19 protein-coding genes are annotated in these 23,785 nt (G+C 70.9%); 10 read left to right on the top strand and 9 right to left on the bottom strand.

Going from position 1 to position 23,785, the window contains the following annotated elements:
* Window positions 1–16: 16 nt before the first annotated feature.
* Genes BMX97_RS16475 through BMX97_RS16460 form a run of 4 tightly spaced genes read right to left on the bottom strand, consistent with a single transcriptional unit; the run spans window position 17 to window position 5,628 of the window.
* Window positions 17–796: an enoyl-CoA hydratase-related protein gene (locus BMX97_RS16475; RefSeq protein WP_091752309.1), complete on the bottom strand. Its 780-nt coding sequence runs from the start codon at window positions 794–796 to the stop codon at window positions 17–19.
* Window positions 796–2,319: an acetyl-CoA acetyltransferase gene (locus BMX97_RS16470; protein ID WP_091752306.1), complete on the bottom strand. Its 1,524-nt coding sequence runs from the start codon at window positions 2,317–2,319 to the stop codon at window positions 796–798. The genes BMX97_RS16475 and BMX97_RS16470 overlap by 1 nt, the downstream gene beginning before the upstream one ends.
* Complete coding sequence (locus BMX97_RS16465) at window positions 2,316–4,412, bottom strand: acetate--CoA ligase family protein (RefSeq protein WP_091752303.1); 2,097 nt, start codon at window positions 4,410–4,412, stop codon at window positions 2,316–2,318. Before BMX97_RS16465 ends, BMX97_RS16470 begins: the two co-directional genes overlap by 4 nt.
* On the bottom strand, window positions 4,399–5,628 hold the full coding sequence (locus BMX97_RS16460; protein ID WP_244538464.1) for an ABC transporter substrate-binding protein: 1,230 nt from the start codon (window positions 5,626–5,628) through the stop codon (window positions 4,399–4,401). Before BMX97_RS16460 ends, BMX97_RS16465 begins: the two co-directional genes overlap by 14 nt.
* Before the next feature lie 277 nt (window positions 5,629–5,905).
* Here BMX97_RS16460 and BMX97_RS16455 point away from each other — a divergent pair, with 277 nt between their 5' ends.
* The 5 genes from BMX97_RS16455 to BMX97_RS16435 all read left to right on the top strand — a co-directional run bounded on the left by BMX97_RS16455 (window position 5,906) and on the right by BMX97_RS16435 (window position 11,234).
* Window positions 5,906–6,736 carry an IclR family transcriptional regulator gene (locus BMX97_RS16455; protein WP_177202256.1) on the top strand — a complete coding sequence of 277 codons (831 nt, stop codon included), beginning with the start codon at window positions 5,906–5,908 and terminating at the stop codon, window positions 6,734–6,736.
* A complete protein-coding gene (locus tag BMX97_RS16450) occupies window positions 6,733–7,590 on the top strand; it encodes an FAS1-like dehydratase domain-containing protein (RefSeq protein ID WP_091752292.1) in 858 nt (285 codons plus the stop codon). Before BMX97_RS16455 ends, BMX97_RS16450 begins: the two co-directional genes overlap by 4 nt.
* Window positions 7,587–8,828, top strand: a complete 1,242-nt coding sequence (locus tag BMX97_RS16445; protein WP_091752289.1) for a CaiB/BaiF CoA transferase family protein — start codon at window positions 7,587–7,589, stop codon at window positions 8,826–8,828. Before BMX97_RS16450 ends, BMX97_RS16445 begins: the two co-directional genes overlap by 4 nt.
* Before the next feature lie 65 nt (window positions 8,829–8,893).
* Entirely contained in the window at window positions 8,894–10,114 is a 1,221-nt protein-coding gene (locus tag BMX97_RS16440; RefSeq protein ID WP_091752285.1) for an ABC transporter substrate-binding protein, read from the top strand.
* 58 nt (window positions 10,115–10,172) lie between these two features.
* A complete protein-coding gene (locus tag BMX97_RS16435; protein WP_091752278.1) occupies window positions 10,173–11,234 on the top strand; it encodes an alcohol dehydrogenase in 1,062 nt (353 codons plus the stop codon).
* A gap of 33 nt (window positions 11,235–11,267) precedes the next feature.
* Here BMX97_RS16435 and BMX97_RS32915 read toward each other — a convergent pair whose 3' ends face one another.
* From BMX97_RS32915 to BMX97_RS16420, 4 genes are all read right to left on the bottom strand, one after another.
* Window positions 11,268–11,426, bottom strand: coding sequence for a hypothetical protein (locus BMX97_RS32915; RefSeq protein ID WP_177202255.1), 159 nt, complete (start codon window positions 11,424–11,426; stop codon window positions 11,268–11,270).
* Window positions 11,427–11,985: 559 nt separating this feature from the next.
* Window positions 11,986–13,776 carry an NAD(P)/FAD-dependent oxidoreductase gene (locus tag BMX97_RS16430; protein ID WP_091752272.1) on the bottom strand — a complete coding sequence of 597 codons (1,791 nt, stop codon included), beginning with the start codon at window positions 13,774–13,776 and terminating at the stop codon, window positions 11,986–11,988.
* 40 nt (window positions 13,777–13,816) lie between these two features.
* Window positions 13,817–15,490 (bottom strand): N,N-dimethylformamidase beta subunit family domain-containing protein, encoded by a 1,674-nt coding sequence (locus tag BMX97_RS16425; protein WP_091752265.1) that lies wholly within the window; start codon window positions 15,488–15,490, stop codon window positions 13,817–13,819.
* Between the two features lie 37 nt (window positions 15,491–15,527).
* Complete coding sequence (locus BMX97_RS16420) at window positions 15,528–16,775, bottom strand: aminotransferase class III-fold pyridoxal phosphate-dependent enzyme (RefSeq protein ID WP_091752259.1); 1,248 nt, start codon at window positions 16,773–16,775, stop codon at window positions 15,528–15,530.
* Window positions 16,776–17,351: 576 nt separating this feature from the next.
* Here BMX97_RS16420 and BMX97_RS16415 point away from each other — a divergent pair.
* From BMX97_RS16415 to BMX97_RS16395, 5 genes are all read left to right on the top strand, one after another.
* A complete protein-coding gene (locus BMX97_RS16415; RefSeq protein ID WP_244538463.1) occupies window positions 17,352–18,431 on the top strand; it encodes an ABC transporter ATP-binding protein in 1,080 nt (359 codons plus the stop codon).
* 101 nt (window positions 18,432–18,532) lie between these two features.
* Window positions 18,533–19,363 carry an ABC transporter permease gene (locus BMX97_RS16410; RefSeq protein WP_244538462.1) on the top strand — a complete coding sequence of 277 codons (831 nt, stop codon included), beginning with the start codon at window positions 18,533–18,535 and terminating at the stop codon, window positions 19,361–19,363.
* Complete coding sequence (locus BMX97_RS16405) at window positions 19,360–20,154, top strand: ABC transporter permease (RefSeq protein ID WP_091752242.1); 795 nt, start codon at window positions 19,360–19,362, stop codon at window positions 20,152–20,154. Before BMX97_RS16410 ends, BMX97_RS16405 begins: the two co-directional genes overlap by 4 nt.
* 148 nt (window positions 20,155–20,302) lie before the next feature.
* Window positions 20,303–21,349 carry an extracellular solute-binding protein gene (locus BMX97_RS16400; RefSeq protein WP_244538461.1) on the top strand — a complete coding sequence of 349 codons (1,047 nt, stop codon included), beginning with the start codon at window positions 20,303–20,305 and terminating at the stop codon, window positions 21,347–21,349.
* Window positions 21,350–21,524: 175 nt separating this feature from the next.
* A complete protein-coding gene (locus BMX97_RS16395) occupies window positions 21,525–22,292 on the top strand; it encodes a TetR/AcrR family transcriptional regulator (protein WP_177202254.1) in 768 nt (255 codons plus the stop codon).
* A gap of 524 nt (window positions 22,293–22,816) precedes the next feature.
* On the opposite strand, the gene BMX97_RS16390 is transcribed toward BMX97_RS16395, so the two are convergent.
* The gene (locus tag BMX97_RS16390) at window positions 22,817–23,782 is read right to left on the bottom strand and encodes an amidohydrolase family protein (protein ID WP_091752227.1); all 966 of its coding nucleotides are present in this window, start codon (window positions 23,780–23,782) and stop codon (window positions 22,817–22,819) included.
* Window positions 23,783–23,785: the final 3 nt, after the last annotated feature.

The raw sequence follows: 23,785 nt of genomic DNA, 5'->3' as shown, positions 1-23,785 counted from the left end.
CGGGTCCCTCCCTGCCCTAGCGCCCCGTCCAGCGCGGCGGGCGCTTCTCCACGAAGGCACGCGGGCCCTCGCGATAATCCTCGGATGATTGGATCCGCGCGCGCGCCGCAGCGCTCGCCGCCTTGAGCGCGGCCTCGTCCGCGTCGGAGGCGAGACGGGCGACCGCGAGGCTCTCCCGCACTGCGAGCGGCGCATTCGCGGCGATGGTCAGCGCCAGCGCGACCGCCTCCTCCTGCGCGAGGCCTGCGGGCACCACCCGGTTGACGAGGCCGAACGCGTGGGCACGCGGCGCGTCGAGGGTAGCACCGGTCAGGATCATCTCCAGGGCGACGGCGCGCGGCAGCGCCCGCGGCAGGCGGTAGAGGCCGCCCGCCGCCGCGATCAGCCCGCGCCGCACCTCCGGCAGGCCGAAGTCGCTTCCCTCGCCGGCCACGATCAGGTCGCAGGCGAGGGCGATCTCGCAGCCCCCCGCGAGCGCCGCGCCGTCGACCGCGGCAATCCAGGGCTTTGCCCGCCGAGCATGGACGAAGCCGGCAAAGCCGCCCTCCGGCGTCCAGAGATCGTCCGCCCGGCCCGCCGCCACGACCTTGAGGTCGGCGCCGGCGCAGAAGACGCCGCAGGGCGCGCCCGCGAGCACCACCGCGCGGATCGCCACATCGGCCTCCGTGCGGGCGAGGGCCGAGGCGAGGCCGTGGGCCAGGGCCGGGTCGACGGCGTTGCGGGCTTGCGGCCGGTTCAGGGTGACGATCGCGACGTGATCACCGACGCGCTCGGTCAGGACGGGTGCCTCATCCATCAGGCGATCTCCCACTCGGGGAGCCCGTCCGACGCCTGGCGCAAGGTCCCGAGGAGGCCGACGGGGGAGCGGTCGAGGTCGGTGAGAGCTGCGAGCGTGGGGTGGTCGTCGGCCGGCACCCGCGCCAGGAGCCGCGCGCCGCCCTGGCGCAGCACCACCACCCCCTTCTGGGGGGTGCCCTCGCGGTCGAACAGCACGGTATGGGTCTCGACCACCGCACGACCCGCCTGCGTCTCGGCGACGGGCGGGACGGGACCGCGTCGCCGATCCGCCTCGTCTTGGACCGAAGCAGACTCGGTGCACGGGGGCAGCGGCCGGCTCGCGAGCACGAGGGCGTGGTGCTTGGTGACGAACTCGCCCTGGCCGTAGAGCAACCCGGCTTCGCCCGATGCCTCGCGCAGGCGCCGGACCATCGCGCAGGCCGCGTGCGCCATGTAGCCGTTGAGCGGGGCGCCGAAGAAGGTAAGACCGCCCGCGAGGGTGGGCACGGTCTCCGGCGGCAGGCCGAGGCTGCGTCGCGCCATCTTGGGCACGCAGGGAAAGCAGCTGTAGAGTTCGATCGCCGCGAGGTCCGCGGGCGCGAGGCCGGCCCGGTCGAGCACCCCGGCAAGCACCGCATCCTGGGCCGGGGCGTGGTCGAAGGCGTCGCGGGAAAGCCAGTCCCGCGGCTCGCTCGCCGCGGCGCCGGGACCGACATGGACCAGGCGGTGCTCGGGCAGGCCGGCTGCACGCGCACGCGCGAGACTCGCGACGATCACGGCCGCGCCCTGGTTCACCACCGGGTTCGCCACCATGAGCTTATGGTACGGCCAAGCGATGGGCCGGTTGCCGGGCGAGGGTTCGGCGATCCCCTCCGGGGTGATCGGGCGGCGCAGCCAGGCGCCGGAGTTTTGGGCCGCGACCCGGGACATCGCGGACCAGAGGACGGCGGATTCCGCTCGACCCTCCCGCGGGGTCTGGCCCCAGGCGGCCTGGCAAGCAGTCTCGTAGAGCGGGTAGACGAAGACCGGCTGCGACAGGCCGTGACGCAGGGCCTGGGGGTGTAGGTAGTCGCGCACCCGCGGATTGGTCCAGGCGGGGTCCGGCGGGGTCCAAGTCGGGAACGCGTCGCGCTCGGGCCGGAGGCCGTCGCGGCGTGCGGCCGCGGCACTGTACTCTGCTTCGCCGCTGCAGAAAGCTGCGACCTCGGCCTCCCCCCGGGCGATCCGCTGCGCGGCCTCGTGCAGGAAGCGCACGGGCGTCTCGCCCCCGACCGGGCCGTAGGCGAGGCGGGGGGGGCGGTAGCCGATCAGGTCGGCGACGCGGCCTGGCAGGTCGGCGTAGGGCCAAGACACCGCGTTGATCACATCGAGGGAGCCAAGGCGGCCGAGGAAGCCGCCGCCCGCATCGGCATCGGCGCGGCGCAGGGCTTGCGCCATCAGTGCGGCGGGCTCGGGGCCGAGCGGCCCCCGGCCCGGCGCATCCGGCCGATCCACGACCTCACCGATTCCGACGATGACCGGGATGCGCGCGGGGTCGCTCACGTCGCCGCTCCGATCTCGATCACCGCGTCGGCCGCGTAGGCGCCGTCGGGCAGCGCGAGGACCGGGTTGAGGTCGATCGCGGCCAAGTCCGGCCCCGCCGCGACGGCGACGACCGAGAGCCGTGCCAGCATCCGGGCGAGCGCCGCCACGTTACAGGGCGGGCGGCCGCGGGCCCCCAGCAGCAGCGGCGCCGCCCTGATCGAGCGGATCATCGCCTCGGCCACGTCCTCGCCGAACGGGCAGCGCCGGAAGACCACGTCGCGCATCACCTCGACGAAGACGCCGCCGAGGCCGACCATCGCGACCGGGCCGAAGACCGGGTCTCGCTGGATGCCCATGATGCATTCGACCGCGCCTTTGACCTGGCGGGCCACCAGAACGCCCTCGATCCGGGCGGACGGCGCGTGGCGGGCGGCGCGATCGATCAGGGTGGCGTAGCCGCGCCGGACCGTCTCGGCATCGGCGACGTCGAGGAGCACGCCGCCGATCTCGGTCTTGTGCAGGATGTCCGGCGACAGGATCTTCATCACGACCGGAAAGCCGAACGCCTCTGCCGCCGCGACCGCCGCCTCGGCATCGGAGCAGGCGGCCTCGGGCACCACCGCGATGCCCGCCGCCGCGAGCAGGCGCTTGGCCTCGGACTCGCTAGGCGTCGTCTCGGGCAGCGCGATCGCCGGTATCGTCCCGGGGACGGCAGGCTCTGCTTGCGCAAAGCTCGCGCCGAGGCGGCCCATCGCGTCGAGGGCGACCACGGCGCGGGCCGGATCCTCGTAGAGCAGGTAGCCGTCGGCCTCGTATTCGCGGTTGCGCTCCTGCGAGGCGAGGACCGAGAGGGCGTAGAGCCGGTCCGGATGGCGCGCCTTGACGGCGTTGAGCTGGGCGCGGATCGCCGGTGCCATGCTGGGGGCGCCGCCGATCTGGGTGAAGAAGGCGAGAATCGAGGAATAGCCCCCGTCGGCGATCATCGATTCGGTGAACCGGCCGATCAGCGACAGGTCGTTGAAGGCCTGCGCGGTGCAGTCGACCGGGTTGAGCGGCGAGGCGATCGGCAGGATCGCCTTGAGGCGGGCTTGCGCCTCCTCGGGCATCGGAGGCATCGGCAGGCCCACGGCCTCGGCGGCGTCCGAGATCAGGACGCCGGCGCCACCCGAAATGGTGATGACGCCGAGCGTATTGGGCACCGGGTAGATCCGCCGCGTCGCCGCGTAGGCGATGTCGATCAGTTCCTCCGTCGAGCGGGCCCGGATCGCGCCGTGCTCGGCGAGCACCGCGGAGAACACCGCGTCGTTGCCGGCGATCGAGGCGGTGTGCGACTGCGCCGCCGCGCTGCCGACCGCGCTGCGGCCGACCTTCATCACCACCACGGGTTTCTTCGCCCGCCGGGCCTCGGCAAGGGCGTCCGCGAACGCCGGCCCGTCCTTCACGCCCTCGGCGTAGGCCATGATGACGTCAAGGTCGTCGTCCCTTGTCATCCAGCCGATTGCGTCGGCGACCGACAGGTCGGCCTCGTTGCCGGTGGTGATCAGCATCCCGGTGCCGATGCCCCGAGCCCGGCAGGCGGCGAAGAGGTGGGTGCCGTAGGCGCCCGACTGGCTGGCGATGCCGATCCGTCCCGGCAGCGGCAGGCCGCCCTCGAGGGAGGCGGTGAAGATCGGGTAGAAGCCGGCTGCGGCGTTGAACAGGCCGAGGCAGTTGGGGCCGAGCAGCCGCATCCCGTGCCGCCGTGCCGCCGCGACGAGGGCGTCTTGCGCCGCCACCTCCCCGACCTCGGCGTAGCCCGCCGTGAACATCACGGCAAAGCGCGTGCCGCGCTCGGCCAGTTCCTCGACCGCCTTGAGCGCCGCCGGTCCCGGCACCGCGACCACCGCGACGTCGGGCACCTGCGGCAGGGCCGCGACGGACGGGTAGCTGGCAAGCCCCTGCACCTCGGCGCGGTTGGGATTCACCGGCAGGATCGCGCCCTGGAACCCGGCGCGCAGCATGTAGGCGATCGGCCGGCCGCCGATGCGGGTCGGATCGGCGGAGGCGCCGATGATCGCGACCGCGCCGGGCCGGACCAGGGAGGCCAGATCGGCGGGCTCAGTTCCGGACATACGGGCATCCGCCTTCGTTGAGGGGCCGAAAAGCCTCGTCGCCCGGGACCGTGGCGACGAGTTCGTAGAGGTCCCACTTGCCCTTCGACTGGGACGGCTTCTTGAAGCGCATCAGGTACATGTCGTGGACCATGCGGCCGTCGAGCCGGACCTTGCCGCCTTGCGCGAAGAAGTCGTTCACCGGCGTTTCGCGCATCTTCGCCATCACGGCGGCGGAATCGGTGGTGCCGGCGGCCTGCACCGCCTTGAGGTAATGGGTGAGCGCCGAGGTCACGCCAGCTTGATAGGCGGTCGGCATCGCTTTGCGGCGGGCGTAGAACCGCTCGGCATAGGCCCGGGTCTCGGGCGTGCGGTCCCAGTAGAAGCTGTCGGTGAACAGCGCGCCCTGCACCACCTCGAGGCCCAGCGAGGCGGAATCGGTCAGCGTGACCTGCAGGGCCGCCATGATCTTGTCCGACTGGGACAAGCCGAACTCATGCGCCTGCTTGATCGCGTTGGCGAAGTCGCTGCCGGCATTGGCAAGCGCGATCACCTGCGCGGGCGAAGACTGGGCCTGGAGCAGGAAGGACGAGAAGTCGGGATTGCTGAACGGGTGGCGGACCTTGCCGACGATCTTGCCGCCCGCGGCCTCGACCGCCCGGGCTGCGTCACGCTCCAGCGCGTGCCCGAAGGCATAATCGGCGGTGAGAAAGTACCAGGACCTGGCGCCGCGGGCGACCAGCGCCTTGGCGGTGGAATTCGACGAGGCGTAGGTGTCGTAGGTCCACTGCACGCTGGTCGGCGAGCACGACTTGCCGGTGAGATCGGACGAGCCGGCGCCCGAGATCAGGAAGATCTTGTTGCGCTCGCGCGTCACCGCCTGGACCGCGAGCGCGACCGCGGAGTTCACGCCTTCCGCCACCACGTCGACGCCCTTCGTGTCGATCCAGTTGCGCACGATGGTCGAGGCGATGTCGGGCTTGTTCTGGTGGTCGGCCGAGATGATCTCGATGCGCTTGCCGAGCACCGTCGGGCCGAAATCCTCGACCGCGATCTGGGCGGCGGCGACCGAGCCCTCGCCGTTGCCCTCGCTGTACTGGCCGCTCATGTCGGTGATGATGCCGATCCGCAGCACGTCGGTGTCCGCACGGGCCACCTGCACCCCGCCGAGGGCGGCCAGCAGGGGCAGCGTCCAGGTCAGGACGAGACGGGAAACGGCGAGCGATCGTCGTCCCACACCCTCCCGGTGTCTGAACGCATGCCGCGCGGGCGCTGGGGGGACGGGAGACCGGCGCAGGAACGCGGCCCGCGTCACGACGAATGCCCGACCGACGCACCACGGGACGCGACTCCACCGCATGCCTGTCATCGTGTTTCCTCCCTCCGCGTCCGAACCCGTTTCCCGGGCCTCTGCGAAACACCGCTTTTATTCCGTCGGCTGAATGCTATTCTCATCCGTAAATGCTCCTGAGTGCAAGGGGCGACATCGGGACGGGATGCGAGGACGGGCTGAGATGAGCCAGGCCGGCGAGGGAGCGGCGGTGATGGAGGTCGGCCGCGAGGTCGGGGCGGTGACCCAGGCCGTGGCGATCCTGCGGGTGGTCGCCAGTGCCCGCGAGGCGCTCGGGGTCACGGCGATCGCCCGCGCCGCGGGGGTGAGCCCCTCGACCACGCTCAACATCCTGCGCACGCTGGTGGGCGAGGGCTTCGTCACGGTGGCGCCGGACACCAAGACCTACCGCCTCGGGCTCGGTCTTCTCGAGGTGGCGCGCCCCCTCCTCAACCGCTCGGACCTCGAACTGCTTCAGCCCGGGCTGCAGCAGGTCGCGACGGAGTTCGAGGCGACGGCGAGCGTCTGGCAGGTCGCCCCTGACGACAAGGCGCTGCTCCTCGGGCGCATCGTACCGGCCAACGGCATCCACATCGAGTTCCGGCTCGCCACGCGCATCCCGGCCTATGCCGGGGCGATCGGCCGGGCGGTGGCGGCGGCCGGCCACACGCCGCGCGCCGGCCTCGAGGCGCGCTACGGGACGATCCGCTGGCACGTGCCGGTCCCGTTCGCGACCTTCCTGGAGGACGTCGAGGCATGCGCGGCGCGCGGCTACGCCCTCGATATCGGACGGCTGATCCGGGGCGTGACGTCGGTCGCCTCCGCGCTCTGCGACGGTGCCGGGCGCCCTCGCCTCGTGGTGGCCGCGCACCTGTTCCAGGGCCAGCTCGGCGAGGATGGGCTCGACCGCCTCGGCCACGCCCTCGCGGCGCTGGTGCAGGAGGCGAAACCCGCCATGTTCGGCGCCACCCGCACCCCCGCGGCCGAGGTGCCGCGCCGCAGGAGCCCACGATGAGCGCGACCGGAACCGCCCCCGCGCCGCCCGAGGCGTGGACGGACGACATCGCCACGCCGGGCTTGCTGCGCCGGATGGCGGCCCTGCTCGACCGGGACTGGCGAACTGACGCGCGGAGCACCGTGATCCCCCGGGGCTGGCATGTCGGCCTGTTTCCCACCGCCCTGCCGCAATCGGCCCTGCGGCCCGACGGCTATGCCGGGCCGGGCATCGCGCTGCCGGATCTCGGCCTGCCCCGGGTGATGCTGGGCGGACGACGCGCCGCTTACGCGGGCGACATCCCGCTCGGCGCGACGGTGCGGCGGCAGACCACGATCGAGCGCGTGGCAGAGAAGACCGGCCGCAGCGGCCGGATCGCCGTGGTGACGGTGTGCAGCACCCTCGCCGTCGACGGCGAGACGGTGGTGACCGAGCACGAGGATTACGTGCTGCGCGAGGCGGCCAGGGCCGCCCCCGACGACCCCGCGCCCGAACCGGCGCAAGCTCCGCCCCAAGCTGCGCCCCAAGCCACACCGGCACAGATCGCCCGCACGCTCACGCCGGACGAGACGCTGTTGTTCCGGTTCTGCGCCGTCACCTACAACACCCACCGCATCCATTACGACGCGCCCTACGCGACCGGTCGCGAGGGCTATCCGGCCCTTGTCGTCAACGGCCCCCTGACCGCCCTCCTCACCCTGGAACTCGCCCGGGAGGCCGCCGGCCGGGAACCGGCCGCCTTCGGCTATCGCCTGCTGCACCCCCTCCATTGCGGGCGCCCGATGCACCTGAAGGCGCGGGAGGAAACGGGCGCGTGGCGGGCCTGGGCCGAGGACGAGGCGGGTCGCATCTGCCTCGACGCCACCTTCCGATGAGCGCGTCGGCCCCTTCCCCCCTCCCCGCCCCCCGGCCGCTCGCAGGCATCCGGGTCGTCGACCTCACGAGCGTGGTGGTCGGCCCGGCCTGCACGTTGCGGCTGGCCGATTTCGGCGCGAAGGTGATCAAGGTCGAGCCGCCCGCCGGCGACGTTCTGCGGACCTTGGGCGGTCCGTCGCCGGGCGGCCACCATGCCGGCTCCTACCTGCACCTGAACCGGGGCAAGCAGGCGGTCGGCCTCGACCTCAAGGCGCCGGCCGCGCGGGCGGTGCTGGAGCGGTTGGTCGCGTCGAGCGACGTCGTCGTCGCCAACATGCGCCCGGAGGCGCTGGTGCGGCTCGGCCTCGACGCGGACAGCCTGCGGGACCGGTATCCGCGCCTCGTCCATTGCACGATCACGGGTTTCGGCCCGGGCGGGCCCTATCGGGGCCGCCCGGCCTACGACAGCGTGGTTCAGGGCGTGTCCGGCATCGCCGGGCTGGCAGCACGCCGCGACGGCCACCCGCTTTACGTGCCGCTGCTTCTTGCAGACCACGTCACCGGCGAGATCGCCGCCTCGGCGATCCTGGCCGCCCTCCTCGCCCGGGAGCGTACCGGGCTCGGCGCGACGCTCGAGGTGCCGATGCACGAGACCATGGCGGCCTTCGTGCTGCAGGAGCATCTCGGCCCCCGCAGCTTCGACCCGCCCCTCGGGCCGGCGGGCGACGCCCGCGTGCTCAATCCCGACAACCGGCCCCTCGCCACGGCGGATGGCTGGATCAGCCTGACGGCCAACACCGACGTCCAGGTGCAGGCCTTCCTGCGGGCGGTCGGGCGCGCGGAGCTGATCGACGATCCGCGGCTGCGCACCGTCGCCGACCGGTTCCGGCACGTCGAGCTCTGGTTTCGCGTCCGCGCAGAGGCATTGACGAGCCGGACAACCGCGGAGTGGCTCGCGGTCTTCGCCGCCGCCGACGTTCCGGCGATGCCCTGCCACACCCTCGAGACCCTGGAACGGGACCCGCACCTCACCGCCGTCGGGCTGATCGGCACGGATGTGCACCCGACCGAGGGCCGGGTCCGCACCATCCGGCCGACGATCCTGCAGGACGGCGCGCCGGCCCCCGTCGGACGCCCGGCCCCACCACCCGGATTCGATACCAGGACCGTGCTGCGCGACCTCGGGTTCGACGAGGCCGAGTGCGACGCGCTGATCGCGTCCGGCGCCGCCTTCGAGCCCGGTACCGATACCGGCTGACGGACGCTCCGGCCCGACGGCGAAGACGTCGCGGGCCGCCATTTCGCATCAGGGAGGAGACGGACATGGCACGGCAGGGAACGGGGCCCCGGGGATGGTCCGGGCTGGTCGCGGCGTGGCTGGCGGCCTGTCTTGGTCTATCGGTGGCGCAGGCCGCCGACGAGGGGCCGATCCGCATCGGGGTCCTCGTCGACCTCGAAGGCACCTACGCGGATATCGGCGGCCTCGGCGCCGTCGAGGCCGTGCGGATGGCGGTCGAGGATGCGGGCGGCAGCGTGCTCGGCCGGCCGATCGAGGTCGTCTCGGCGGGCGGGCAGAACAAGGCCGACGTCGCTGCCAGCATCGCCCGGCAATGGTACGATTCGGGCGTCGACGTGATCACCGACCTGCCGTCCTCTGCGATGGCGCTCGCGGTCATCAACCTCGCCAACGAGAAGAAGAAGCTTGCCCTCGTCACCAGCGCCGGGTCGTCCGACATCACCGGCAAGTTCTGCTCCCCCTACGCGGCTCACTGGACCTGGGACACCTACGCCATGGCCAAGGGCACCGGTGCCGGCGTGGTCAAGCAGGGCGGCACCGACTGGTACTTCCTCACGGCCGACTACGTGTTCGGCCAGGCGCTCGAGCGGGACACCGCCGCGGTGGTCAAGGCGAGCGGCGGGCGCGTCCTCGGCGCGGTCCGCCATCCGCTCAACACGCAGGATTTCTCGTCCTTCCTGCTCCAGGCGCAGAGTTCGAAGGCGAAGATCCTCGGCCTCGCCAACGGCGGCACCGACACCATCAACGCGATCAAGCAGGCACGGGAATTCGGCCTCACCGACAGCATGCAGCTTGTCGCGCTCATCGCCTTCCTCAGCGACGTCCACTCGCTCGGCCTGAAGGTGGCGCAGGGCCTCCTGCTGACGGAAGCCTTCTACTGGGACCAGAACGAGGAGACCCGGGCATGGTCGCGCCGGTTCTTCGCGCGCATGAAGCGCATGCCGAGCATGACCCAGGCCGGCGCCTATAGCGGCACGCTCCATTACCTGAAGGCGGTGAAGGCGGTCGGCAGCAAGGATCCCGAGGCGGTGATGGCGCAGATGCGTCGCACGCCGATCAACGACTTCATGACCCATGACGGCGTGCTGCGGCCGGACGGGCGGGTGGTTCGCGACATGTACCTGTTCCAGGCCAAGACCCCGGCGGAATCGACCGGCGAATGGGACCTCTACAAGCTCGTGCGCCGCATCCCGGGCAACGAGGCGTTCCGCCCGCTCGGCGAGGGCGGCTGCCCGCTGGTGCAATGAGCCACCCCGCCCTGCCATCGCCCGGTCCCGACCGTCCCACTCCGCGGAGGCCCATCCCATGAGACGCTACGCCGTCACCGAGTTCAGCCGCCCGCTCTGCACGCTGGTGGAGGACGCTCCCGTCCCGCAAGGCACCGAAGTCGTGCTCGACCTGCAGCGCTGCGGCGTCTGCCACACCGACCTCCACCTGCGGGAGGGCCATTACGACCTCGGCGGCGGCAAGCGCCTGAGCCTCGCCGAGCGCGGCGTCGGTCTGCCGGTCACCCTTGGCCACGAGATCCTCGGGCGCATCGCGGCCGTGGGGCCGGAGGCCGGCGAGGCGGCCGACTTCCTCGGCCGCAGCGTGCTTGCCTATCCGTGGATCGGCTGCGGCGCCTGCCATCGCTGCCTGTCGGGCGAGGAGAACCTCTGCGCGGCCGGGCGCTGCCTCGGCGTGCACCGGCCCGGAGGCTACGCCGAGAAGGTGGTCGTGCCCCATCCCCGCTACCTGATCGACGTGGAAGGCCTCGATCCCTCGGCCGCCGCGACGCTCGCCTGCTCGGGGCTCACCGCCTACTCGGCCCTGCGCAAGATCGGCGGCGACCCGGCCCGGGACTGGCTCCTGCTGATCGGGGCGGGCGGCCTCGGGCAGAGTGCGCTGCGTCTCGCGCGGGCGCTGGGCCACGCCCGCATCGTGGTCGCCGACACGGCGCCGGCCAAGCGCGAGCGGGCTCTCTCGCTCGGCGCCGACCGCGTGCTCGATCCGGCCGATCCGGGCGCCCGGGCGGAACTCCTGGCCCTCGAGACCGGGCTCGCGGCGGCGATCGACTTCGTCGGCACCACCGAAACCGCGCGCTTCGCCCTCGACGGCCTGCGGCGCGGCGGCGGCTACGTCGTGGTCGGCATGTTCGGCGGCGAGGTCACCCTCTCGCTGCCGCTCCTGCCGCTTCGTGCCCTCACGCTCACGGGCTCGTATGTCGGCAATCTCGGCGAGTTGCGCGACCTCGTCGATCTTGTGCGTCGGCACGGCTTGACCCTCGTCGAGACCGAGACGGTGCCCCTCGATCAGGCGGAGGCTGCGATGCGACGGCTCGAAGCCGGCGCGGTCGCCGGACGCATCGTTCTGGCGCACCGGGCTTGAGCCGCGCTCTCGCCGCACTTCGCACCCTGACCCTCACCCGCCGCGCATGGCCGAGAGCGCGTCCGCGATCTCGGCCGCCGCCGCCGGCAAGCGCGCGACGAAGCGGGCGACCACGTCGGCCTCGTCGAGGGAGTTGCGCAGGTTCATGCGGTCGAGGCTTCCGACCGCGACCCCGCCGAGCAGCACCGGCACGCCGATCGCCGGGGCGACGCCGTTCTAAGCGATTTCGCCGAAGTGAACATCGGTTCGGCGGCAAAAAATCTGCGGCGAAACAAGAACCTAAGCGGGCAAAGCGTTGGCCTGCCGACGCAAGTCTGCTTAGGACGTGCGCGAGTAGTCCTTGTTCCTGCTGGCGTATGCATTCTCCCGCGGGCTCGCGAGCGGTCCCTCGAGCATCCGGGATCGTGGACGACGGCGTTCCACGGGTCGTCCGACGCGGCGAGCGCCTGGGCGCGGCTCTTCGGGTCGCAGAACGCCAGGAAGGCCATGCCGCGGGAAGTGCCGAGCAGCGGCGCCCGATCGTGCAGCACGACGTGCAACGGCGCCGTTCTCCCCTGCGCCCAGCATCACCGCGAGCGCACGAGCGACACCGACGTTGACCGGCCTCGCCGTCGACCCGCATCTCCCGCGGATCATACCCTCGCGCCGTGGCATCGACCCGTCGATGCAAAGGCGTCCGGCGCATCGGCGCCGACGCCCGCTCTGGGTTGCCTTGCACCTTCGAACGAGTTCGTTCGAAGGTGAGGCGGTATTACTGCGATGCCGGGACGGGCGCATTGTGGACCGCGACCGGCAGGCCCTCGTAGCGGGCCTTCAGTTGCAGGGCGAGGTAGCGCGAGAAGTGGCGCGACTGCTGAAGGTTGCCGCCGTGGAACCAGAGCCCTGCTTGCGTGGTCGGCGTCCACATGTTGCGCAGCTCGCCGTGCCAGGGGCCAGGATCGCGCGCCGTACCCGAGCCGATGCCCCAGCACGGGCCGACCCGGGCGGCGACCTCGGGCGAGATCAGCCGCGCCGCCCAGTCGGTCATCGGGCCGTAGCCGGTGGCGGAGACGACAAGGTCGGCGGGCAGCACCGTGCCGTCGTCGAGCACCACGGCGTCCTCGGTCAGGTGACTCACGCCCCGGCCACTCTCGAGGCGGATCTCGCCCGAGGCGATGAGCCCGGAGGCACCGACATCGATGTAATAGCCCGACGCCCGGCGGGGATACATCATGCCGATGCCGGTCTCGTCCTCACCGAAGGTGAGGAGGAAACCAACCGCCGTGAGCGACGCATAGAAGGCCGCGTCGTCCTCGCGGATGCGGCGCATGACCGGCTTGAGCAGGTCGGGTAGCAGGGCGTAGGGGGTCGAGGCGGCGATGAGGTCCGCCCGGTCGGCATCGATCCCGGCAGCGACCGCCTCCTCGGAGTAGAGCGGGCGGCCGTGGCGCTGGAGGCTCTCGGCGCGCACCACCAGCGTGGGCGAGCGCTGCACCATCGTGACCGCGGCGCCGTGCTCCCACAAATCAGCGGCGATGTCGTGGGCGGAGTTGTTCGCCCCCACCACGACGCAGCGTTTGCCGGCGAACCCGGCGCCGCCCGGGTGCCGGCTCGAATGGTAGTGGGCGCCGCGGAAGCGCTCCATCCCCGGATAGGCCGGCTCGTTCGGCACTCCCGACAGGCCGGTGGCAAGGACGAGGTGTCTTGGGGTCAGAACGTGGGCCTCGCCGTCGCGGTCGACGGTCACCGTCCACTGAGCCCCGGCCTCGTCGTAGGCGGCCGACCGGCACGTAGCCGCGCTCCAGAGGTCGATCTCCATGATCGACGCATAGGCCTCGAGCCAGTCGCCCATCTTGTCCTTTGGCGTGTAGACCGGCCAGTGCTCGGGAAAGGGCAGGTACGGCATGTGGTCGTACCAGACCGGGTCGTGCAGGCAGAGCGAGCGGTAGCGCCGCCGCCAGGCATCGCCCGGCCGCGCTAGGCTGTCGATCACGAGCGTCGGGACGCCGAGGCGCTTGAGCCGGGCGGCAAGCCCGAGCCCGCCCTGGCCGCCGCCGACGATCAGGCAGTAGGGCTGGCGGTCGAGGCCGAGGCGCGCCTCCTCGGCGCGCCTGTCGGCCCAGGTCCGGCGGCCGCGGATCGCGCCGTGCTGCGTTCCCGCCTCGCGGGTCGGCCCGTTGCGTTCCTCGAACCCCTTCAGCTCGCGCAAGGTCGTGAATAGCGTACGGGCGAGGCCGTCGACCAGTCGAACCTGGCCAATGCCGCGCCCGAGCGCGGTCTCGAAGCGGAACCACGCTTCCACCATCCCGCCATTCGCGACCGCCGGGCGTTCGAGGGCGAAGCGGCCGGCCCGCGTGGCCGCCGCGGTCGCCGTCGCCCGAGCCCGGATCGCCGGCCGGCCCTCGGCCGTGGCGATGGTCCAGGTGAAGGCGACGAAGTCGCGCCACCAGCATTCGGGGGCGAACAGGGCCTCGACAGCGGAAGCGTCGCCCGAGGACAGAGCTTGAGCGAAGCGGTCGAGCCAGGCTTGTGCGAGGGCGTCCGGGTCAGTGTCGTGATGCATCGGAGCGTCTTGATGCTTCAGAGAATCCTGCGCCATCGGCTCAAGCCTCCGCCTTGCCCGAGAACCGGTCGAGAGCGTTGCGGGTGACGGCTTGCGTGAAAGGGTCGTGGCGGGTGAGGCCCATGATCCACTCGCATGAGCCGGCGGTCAGCACCTCGCCCTTGCCGCGCGGCATGCCGACCAGCATGCCCGACCCATACTGAAACTTGCGCCGCGCGACCGGATACGCATCGGCCGCGAGTTCGGCGAGGCCGTTGAGGTCGCCGTCGCGCACGTAGTAGCGCGTGCCCTCGCCCTCGTGCTCGTACTCGAACAGCACCGCCGGGCTCATCGCCAGGATCTCGATGTTGTCCGGAACGCCCGGCGCCGGCACCGGGTAGGGCAGGCCCTGGCGGAAGGTGTAGTCGAGCCCGTCGACCTCGTAGCCGAAGATGCCAGCCTCGGCCCCGAACACGTCGGCGTAGCGCAGGTCGGTCCCGGCGAAGGCCCAGTGCTCGGGGCGGTAGACCGTGAAGCCGCGCGAGCCGCGGGGCGCGAACCCGCCCCAGCTGGCATACATCCCATGGCAACCGTTGACGCCGACCGTCGAGGCGCCGGGCCAGGCGACGCCGCCGCTCTCCCACGACGCCGTCAGCAGGTGCCGCGATGCCGGATCGTCGCGCACCGGGTCCATGGTCGGCGCCTTGAACTTCCAGCAGATCTGCCGGGCGCCGTCCTCCTCGAGCCGGATCTGCCACAGGAAGTTGCCGCCGAACCGGGCGAAGCCCCCGCCCCGCTCGACGAAGGCCTCGACGGACCTGCGCATCTCCCACGACCAGTACTCGTCATGGCCGCAGGTCACGAGGCAGGAATAGTCGTCGAGGATCTCAGGCCGGAGATGTAGGTCGGTCTGGGTGACGATATCGAAGGCGTAGCCTTCGCTCTCGGCCCAGACGGCGAAGTGGCGGTCGAACTGGGCCCAGCCGGCAGCGGCGTAGTACTGGCCCCAGCCGCCGGAATAGCCCCACTCCTTCGAGGGATAGCGGGTGACGTCGTTCATGTCCGGAAGCGGCGAGACGGTGATGCGGGCCGCGCCCTTGGGGAGCCAGAGCATGCCGCGGGTCCAGGGCCGCTTCAGGCTCAGGATCGGCGAGCCCTCGTTCCGGTTCGGCCCCCAGGTGCCGAAGTAATGGTTGGCGCCGCCCCAGTCGTTGTAGGCGGTCCAAGTGCCGGTCGCGAGCATCAGGAGGATGCGGCCTGAGCGCGTCGCCTTCGTCGGCCGCACGACCACGAAATGGTGCTGGACGAAGCGCTCGCCGTCCTTGCGCCGGCAGGTCGAGACCACGCGGTAGAGGCCGGACCGGGTGCCGTGGGGGATCGTCCAGGAATGGACCACCGGCCAGTCGACGCCGTCCCGGTAGGCGGTCTCGGAGGTCTTGGTGAAGCTGCCGGGCAGATCGAAGACCTCGTGCACCATCACGGGCTTGAAGCCGTCGCGATAGATCTGGATTGACCAGGTCTCTGCGGTGGTCGATCCGTAGAACGCCACCGTCTCGCCCGGATCGAACGACATCCGGTCGGTGCAGACGAAGACCTCGGCGAGGTCCGGGTCCTCGCGCGGGAACTGGAAGCGGTAGTCCGATAGAAAGTGCTCGTCGGCATGGCCCTTGCGCACCGCCCAGGGCTTGACCGCGTGGGACCCGTTCTCCGGATGGACGAAGGGGGGCTTTGTCATGTCCTGGGCTCCGGTTCGGGGTCGCGTCGTTGTCGGCTCAGGCGGTCCGCGACCGGGCGAGAGCCGCAAAGGCACCCTCCGTCCCTTCGAGCGCCCGGTCGATCACCACCGGCGTGTGGGCGAGGGACAGGAACAGGTTGTGGCGGTGGTGGAGGTAGACGCCGCGCTGCAGGGCCTCCAGGCAGAAGGCTTCGCCGAGGGCCGCCTCGGGATCGTCGCGAAACAGCATCACGGGCATCGCCGGCGGGCCAGTGATGTCGAGAGCCAACCCGTGGCGCGCGGCCTGCTCCAAGAGGCCGTCGCGGAAGCGCGAGCCCGCGGCCTCCAGCACCCGGGGGGCGTCGACACGCGTCAGTTCCTTGAGCGTCGCGATCGCCGCCGCCATCGGTGCGCCGGCATACCAGAACGAGCCGGTGACGAAGACCGTGGAGGCGGCCTCGCGGAACCGCTCGGTGCCGGTCACGGCGGCGAGCGGCTGGCCGTTGGCGATCGCCTTGGAATATCCCGCGAGGTCGGGCCGGACGCCGACCCGCTCCCAGCTGCCGCCGAGGTCGAGCCGGAACCCCGCCCGCACGTCGTCGACGACGAGCGCCGCTCCGGCCCGGTCGCAGGCTGCCCGCGCCGCCGCCGCGAAGGCGCGGGTCGGCAACTCCTGTGCCTGGCCGATATCGTGCCGGAAGGCCGAGACCAGGATCGCCGCGAGGTCGTCGCCGGCTCGGGCCACCGCCTCGTCCAGGCTCGCGACGTCGTTGTAGCGGTAATGAACAAGGTGGACGCGGTCCTCCGCGGTGACGCCGACGAGCGAGGGCGAGCACCACGGTACCGCGCCGTGATAGGCACCGCGGGCGACCAGCACCTTGCGGCGCCCGGTCCCGGCGCGGGCAAGGGTCACGCAGGTCGTCATCGCGTCCGAGCCGTTCTTTTGGAACATCGCCCAGTCGGCGTGCGGGATCGTCGCCACCAGGGTCTCGGCAAGCTCCACCGCATGGGGCGTCGGACCGTCGAGGCAATCGCCGCGCTCCAGCTCGCGCCGGACCGCCTCCGACACCGCCGGATGGCGGTGGCCGAGGATGATCGGACCCCAGGCGCACATGAAGTCGATGAAGCGGCGCCCGTCCGCGTCCTCGACGATGGCGCCCTCCCCGCCGACAAAGAATTGCGGGTAGCCCCGCGGCACCGCCGCCGCGCGCTGATGGCCCCACATCCCGCCCGGGATGACCCGGGCGGCCCGGGCCCGCAGGCCCGCATCGCCCATCGCCCCGGGGGCCTCGACCACGCTCGGCATCGGACAGGATCCTTCGCGCTCGGCGTCGCCGGCATTCCACGACCGCCATCGGAGAGCCGAAGCATCCGCCGAAGCCCGGGGATGTCAAGCGAAACCCACGAAGAAAGTCATATAAAATTCGGTTATGTCCGGGGTCGCGAGGATCGGTAAGGCGGCAGCCCGGCAGGACCGTCCGATGGGAATTCGACCGCCCTCGTACTGAATCGGCGGTCTCACCTGCTCTCGAGGAGGCTGGATCCTCCCTGTCATCCCGGAGCCGCACGACGCAGCCCGGGATTCAGAATTACCGTCAGTGGGGTATCATGCAGAGGGTCTTCGGTTTCGTCCTGCTTCGCCTGAGTTCCGGCTTCTGTGCTGCGCTTTACCCCCCCCCCTGAATAACGTGGAGCGTCGAAGCGTCGTCTCCACGGCGATCGCGTGCTCGGGATCGATCTTTCGCGGTTTTGCCCATCCTACGGGCGCCTTGCCTCAAAAATCATGCTTTGAAATTCGGCTAATTTCGGCTTCAATGCGCTATCGCCTCAGCCGAGAGGACACGGCATGCTCGCCATCGGAGCCATCGCGGGAGGGCCGGGCGTGACCGCAGCGACGACGGGTGCGGCAATCAGCATCCGCGGGCTGACCCGCCGCTTCGGATCGGTCGTCGCCGTCGACGACGTCTCGCTCGAGATCGCCGCGGGCGAGTTCATCGCCCTTCTCGGCCCTTCCGGCTCGGGCAAGTCAACCGTGCTGATGAGCCTCGCCGGGTTCGACCTGCCGGATGCCGGGCGGATCCTGATCGGGGGCGAGGATTGCACGCAGTTGCCGCCGCACAGGCGCAACATCGGCATGGTGTTCCAGCACTACACGCTGTTCCCGCACCTCAGCGTCACCGACAACGTCGCCTTCCCGCTCAAGATGCGCGGCATCGGACGGGCCGAGCGGCGGGCCCGCGCCGAGGCGGCCTTGGAGGTGGTGCGGCTCTCGGGGTTCGGGGCGCGGATGCCGCGCCAGCTCTCGGGCGGCCAGCAGCAGCGCGTCGCGCTCGCCCGCGCCATCGTCTACCGTCCCCGCGTGCTCCTGATGGACGAGCCGCTCTCGGCTCTCGACAAGAACTTGCGCGAGGAGATGCAGATCGAGATCAAGCGGCTGCATGCCGAGCTCGGCATCACCATCGTGTTCGTCACCCACGACCAGGGCGAGGCGCTGACGATGGCCGACCGGGTCGCGATCCTGCGGGCCGGGCGCGTACAACAGATCGCGCCGGCCCGCACGCTCTACGAGCGGCCCGCCAACCTGTTCGCAGCCGGCTTCATCGGCGACATGAACCGGATCCCCACCGCCTGGGACGGGTGCGCGGCGCGCATCGCCGGCCGAGCGCTGGCCCTCGATGCGGAGGCGGCGGTCTCGCCCGTGCCGCCCGGGCCGGCGATCCTCGCGGTGCGGCCGGAGCGCATCGCCGTCGCCGCGCCGGACCGGCCGGACGCCCTGCCGGCCATCGTCACCGACGTGGTCTATGGCGGGGCCGGCACCCTCGTGATCGCAACGCTCGACGACGGCGCACAGGTCAGGGCGCGCGCGCCGAGCGCCGCCTTGCCGCCGCTCGCCCCTGGCGACCGCGTCGGGCTCGTCGTCCCGCCCGGTGCGGCCCTGCTCTATCCGGACGAGGCGCCATGACTGCCGCACCAACCAGCGCCGCACGAACCGGTCCGGTGACGGTGGGCCCCGCGGCAAACGATGTCGTCACCCCCGGCTTCTTCCGAGCCCGCGGGCGACGGATGTCGAAGGCGGCGATCGTCGGCCTGATGCTACCGTTCTTCTCGCTGCTGGTCTTCGCCTTCCTTTACCCGCTGATGAGCCTGATCGCGATCTCGATCACAGAGCCGCAGCCGGGGCTGTCCAACTACGCCCGGGTGTTCCAGAACCCGGTCTACGCCACGGTGCTGCTTCGGACGTTGCGCATCGCACTCCTCGTCAGCCTGCTGTCCCTGGTCCTGGCTTTCCCGGTCGCCACCCTGATGGCCCGGTCCAAGGGGCCGAAGCTCGCGCTGATCACCGCCTGCATCCTCCTGCCGTTCTGGTCCTCGGTGCTAGTGCGCACCGCCGCCTGGGCGGTGCTGCTCCAGCGCAACGGCCTGGTGAACAGCCTCCTTACCGGGCTCGGCGTCACCGATACCCCGGTCAAGCTGCTCTACACGCAAGGGGCCGTGGTGGTGGCGATGACCCACGTGCTGATGCCGTTCATGGTCCTGCCGATCTACGGCGCGCTCCGCAACATCCCGACCGACCTCACCCGGGCCGCCGCGATCTGCGGCGCGGGGCCGGTCCGGGCCTTTCGCGAGGTGACGCTGCCGCTGGCGCTGCCCGGCGTGACCGGCGGGTTCATCCTCGTCTTTCTGTCGGCGCTCGGCTACTTCATCACGCCCTCGCTCCTCGGCTCGCCGCAGGAGATGATGATCGCAACGCTGATCTCGCAGCAGATCCGCGAGACCCTCGACTGGCCGTTCGCCGCAGCCCTCGTCGGCGTCCTGACCCTGTTTGTCACCGGCATCACCCTCGCCTTCGGCCGGCTATTCCGGTTCGACCGGCTGATGGGAGCCCGGGCATGAGGCCGCGGCTCCTCGACGTGGCGGTCGCCGCGATCCTCGCCTTCGTGCTGCTGCCGATTCTGATCGTCCTGCCGATGGCGTTCAGCGAGACTACCTACCTCGCCTTCCCGCCGAAGGGCTTCACCACGCAGTGGTTCCACGAGTTCTTCGACGACCGGCGCTGGATGGAGGCCCTGCGGTTCAGTCTGGAGATCGCTGCCGCGACCGCGCTCCTCGCGACGCTCATCGGCACCATGGCGGCCTACGCCACCTTACGCGGTGCGGGCGCGATCGGCACGGCGTTCCGTGCGCTGCTCGTCGGGCCGATCGTCGTGCCGCACATCGCGCTGGCGGTGGCGCTCTACCTGTTCTTCCAGCAGACCGGTCTCGGCGGCACCCGCCTCGGTTACGTGCTGGCGCACGCGGTCATCGCGATGCCGTTCGTCGTGCTCACCGTGACGGCGGCGCTGGCGAGCGTCGACCCGGGTCTCGAGGACGCGGCGATGATCTGCGGCGCCTCGCGCTTCACCGCCTTCCGGTCGGTGACACTGCCGCTGATCCTACCCAACGTGGTGTCGGGAGGGCTGTTCGCTTTCATCATCTCGTTCGACGAGCCGGTCGTGGCCTTCTTCCTCGCCGGCATCCGCGACAAGACCCTGCCGCGGATGATGTTCGACGACATCGAGCAGAACCTGACGCCGGTCATCCCGGCGATCGCCGTGCTGCTGACCGGACTGTCGGTCACCGTCCTGGTCAGCGCCGCGCTGCTGCGCCGGCTGAGCCGGGCGAACCCGGCACCGGCGGGAGACTGATCCAGCTTCCCGAAGATCGATTCCGGATGCCGGATCACAAGCCCGCGCGACGCCGGATCGAAGTCGTAATCCGCATCGCGAAGCGATCGGCCGAAATTCGCATGAGAGGGATCCGGGCCCCTCGCCCGGCACCGACGGGAGGTCACTCGTGACGCTGAAACGGATTGTCGTCGCCACGCTCGCCGCCACCTTGGCCACGGCGCTGCCGGCTGCCGGCGCCGACGAGGTGGTGATCGCCACCACCGGCGGGCTGATGCGCAACACCCTCGAGAAGCTGGTCTACCGTCCCTTCGCCAAGGCGACCGGCACCGAGATCGTGCCCTTCGACATCGAGGTGCCGGACCAGTGGGCCCGCGCCGAGGGCATGGTGCGGACGAAGCGCATCGAGTTTGACATCGTCACGGCGACCGGGCCCGACCTCGTCAGCCGCGCCGACATGCTGATGGACATCCCCTGTGGCGAGCTCGCCCACGTCAAGGAATTCGGGTTACCCGACGCCTGCCAGCCGAAGGGCGTAGCGCGCACCACGGGCGGCATGGTGCTGACCTACAACAAGACCGCTTTCGGCGGGCGGGTACCGAAGAGCTGGGCCGATTTCTGGAACGTCAAGGATTTCCCCGGGCCTCGCGGCCTGCCCGATACCGGCGATCGCGACTGGTGGGTGCCCGCGGTGGCCCTGCTCGCCGACGGCGTGCCGAAGGACAAGCTGTTCCCCCTCGACCTCGATCGCGCCTACGCCAAGCTCGACCAGATCCGGCCCCACGTCGCCGTGTGGTGGAAGACCGGCAACCAAGTCCAGCAGATCATGCGCGACGGCGAGGTGGTGATGACCATGTCCTATTCCGGGCGGTCGCTCGCCACGATCAAGGACGGGGCCCCCTTCGCCATGGCCTGGGACGGGGCGCTGCGCGACACCGGCTACTTCGCGATCCTCAAGGGCGCCCCGAACCCCAAGGGTGCGCTGCGGTTCATCGACTACTTCTATCAGGTCTCCGAGAGCCACCCCGCCTTCATGCGCGCGGTCGGCTACGCCACGTCGTCGTCGAAGGGGCTCGCCGGCCTGCCCGCGGACGAGCAGACGCTGTTCGCGACCGAGCCGGCGAACTATGCCGGCCTCGTCGACCCGGACTTCAAGTGGATCGGCGACAACCGTGAGCGCTTACGCGCCCGCTGGACGGCTTGGCTGACGAAATAGGCGGCCTCGCCGGAACGCCGATCTGCGCGTCGGGGTCGGCGTCGTTGCCGATCCCGAAGCCCGGACAGCGCGCCGCCAGAGGGATGGTCGACGATGCCCTTGCGTCGATGCAGGATCGATGACCCAATCTGGCCCGGCCGGGGCGTTCCGGCGCAGGGGTGCGATCCAGCCCGCGATGGAACAGGAACCGATGGTCGGACAGGCCGCCCGGCCGATGCGCCGGCGCGGTCAGGCGCGTGCCGCCCTCATCCTCGATGCGACCGAGGGCTTGCTCGCCGAGCGCAGCGCTACGGATATCAGCCTGGCCGACATCGCCGCGGCGTCGGGCGTACCCCTGCCGTCGGTCTACCACTTCTTCCCCAACCGCAACGCGGCCTTCGAGGCGCTGGCGCTCCGCTTCAACGAAGAGATCTACCGGCGCTCGATCGAGGTGCTGACCGATCCCGAACCGCAGACCTGGCAGGAGTTGCTCGACCGCAAGCACCGGCGCGCGGCGGAGTTCCAGAACGGACGGCCGGCGGCCCTGCGGCTGTTCCTCGGCGCCGGCGTCAGCGTCGCGGTGCGCAATGCCGACCTCACCGGCAATGCCCGCATCGCGCTGAGCCGCGCCCGGATGTTCGAGGCCTACTTCCAGATGTCGCCGATCCCCGGTTTCGTGACCTTCCTGGAAATCGCCGCTGCGGCGATGGATGGCATCTGGGCGCTCTCCTACGGCCGGCATGGATGCATCACGGAGCATTACCGCCAGGAGGCGACGGCAGCGACCATCGCCTATCTGAGACGGTTCCTGCCCGAGTTCCTGCCTCGACGGCCGCTCGAGACCGCGATGCTCGCCCGCATCGCGGTCTCGCCGTCAGAGGTCTCCCTCTCCATCACCGGATCGCAAGGAGCCGCGACGGAGCCGACGACTTCGAACACCGGGGCGAGGCCGGCATCCGCATGACGGGAGCCACCCCTGCCGAACGCCGCCGGGATCATGCCCTGTCGCTGCATGGCTGCAGGATTACGAGTTCCATCGCCCAGATACGTCATGAGAGGTCGAAGCTTGAGATCTCTTGCCCTACTGATTGGACATAGCTTCTATGGCTGCCCTTCGGCACGTTAGGATACCGTCCAAGAGCTTCGAGGGCCCCGCCCTTCGCGCAATGGCCAAGCCGACGTGAACACCGCTGGTGGTTTCCCTCTAACCGAAGCCCCGGTGATCGATCATAGAGTGACATACTCTCATTTTTTATGCGGACTATGCGCCATTTCCAGACCTTCGACGATTGCCCTGGGGATGGCTGCTCGACGTTTGATAGCGGATCTCGACAATCGGCCGATCGCGCGCCTCGAGCTCGGATGTTGCCGAGCCTGAGGCGAGATTGCACCGCCGAAACCCGCGACTGTCCCTCGACCGTCGGCCCGGTACCGGTCGTGCAGCGGCGCGGGATTTCAGGATCCCACGCCTCGTTGAGGGCTCGCCGCTCAGGACCTGCCGAAGCCGTAAAGCGTCGCCGGGTTTTCGACGAGGATGCGCCGCCGCGCGGCCTCGCTCGGAGCCCAGTCGGCGAGAAGGTCGAACAGGCCAGCATCGTCCGGCATGTGCTTCTCGCCGCGATGTGGCCAGTCGCTGCCCCAGACCATCCGCTCCGGCGCCGCCTTCGCAAAGAGCCGGGCGACCTCGCTCGCGTCCGCGTAGGCCAGCGGGCCGCTCGTGGTGTTGAGGTAGGCGCCCGACAGCTTCATCCAGGTCTGCCCGTCGTCGAGGAGCTTGCGGACGACCGGGACGGCTCGGTGGCTCAGCCCCTGCCCGGGCAGCAGGCGGGCGAGGTGGTCGATGACGAGCGGGGTCGGCAGGCGCGCCAGCACCTCGGCATGGTCGGCGATCTGGTCGCCGGTCATGTAGACCTGGACGTGCCAGCCGAGGGGATGGACCTTGCGGGCCATCGTCTCCAGCCGCTCCGCCGTCGTGGCGCCCCAGGATTGCGGGGTCACGAAGTTGACCCGGATGCCGACCGCGCCGCGGGCGGCCATATCCTTCAGCTCCGCCTCCGTCACGTCGAGGTCGACGACCACGACGGCGCGGGCGGAGGGCCCGAGCTGCGCCACCCCGTCGAAGGTCGCACGGTTGTCGATGCCGTAGGTCGAGGGGGTTACGACGACGGTGCGGCTCGTCCCGATCCGCTTCTGGAACAGGCGGTAGGCCGGAACGTCGCTGTCGGCGACCGGCTGGCCCTTCCAGTGGGCTGAGGCGGGAAAGCGCGTCGAGAAGATGTGGATGTGCGAGTCGCAGGCGTTCGGCGGCACCTCGGTCTTCGGCGGCTCGGTGCCGGCGGAGAACGGAACGGCGCCCTGCGCGAGGGCGGGACCGCCCCGCAGCCTCATGGCCGCAGCCGCGCCGAATCCAGCGGCTCGCAGGACGGTGCGCCGCGACAGGTCGAAGTTCCTCACGTC

Origin of the sequence: Methylobacterium sp. ap11, from assembly GCF_900110515.1 — a bacterium.
In the GTDB taxonomy this organism is placed as follows: Bacteria; Pseudomonadota; Alphaproteobacteria; order Rhizobiales; family Beijerinckiaceae; genus Methylobacterium; species Methylobacterium ajmalii.
This window is presented reverse-complemented; position numbering and strand designations above follow the sequence as displayed.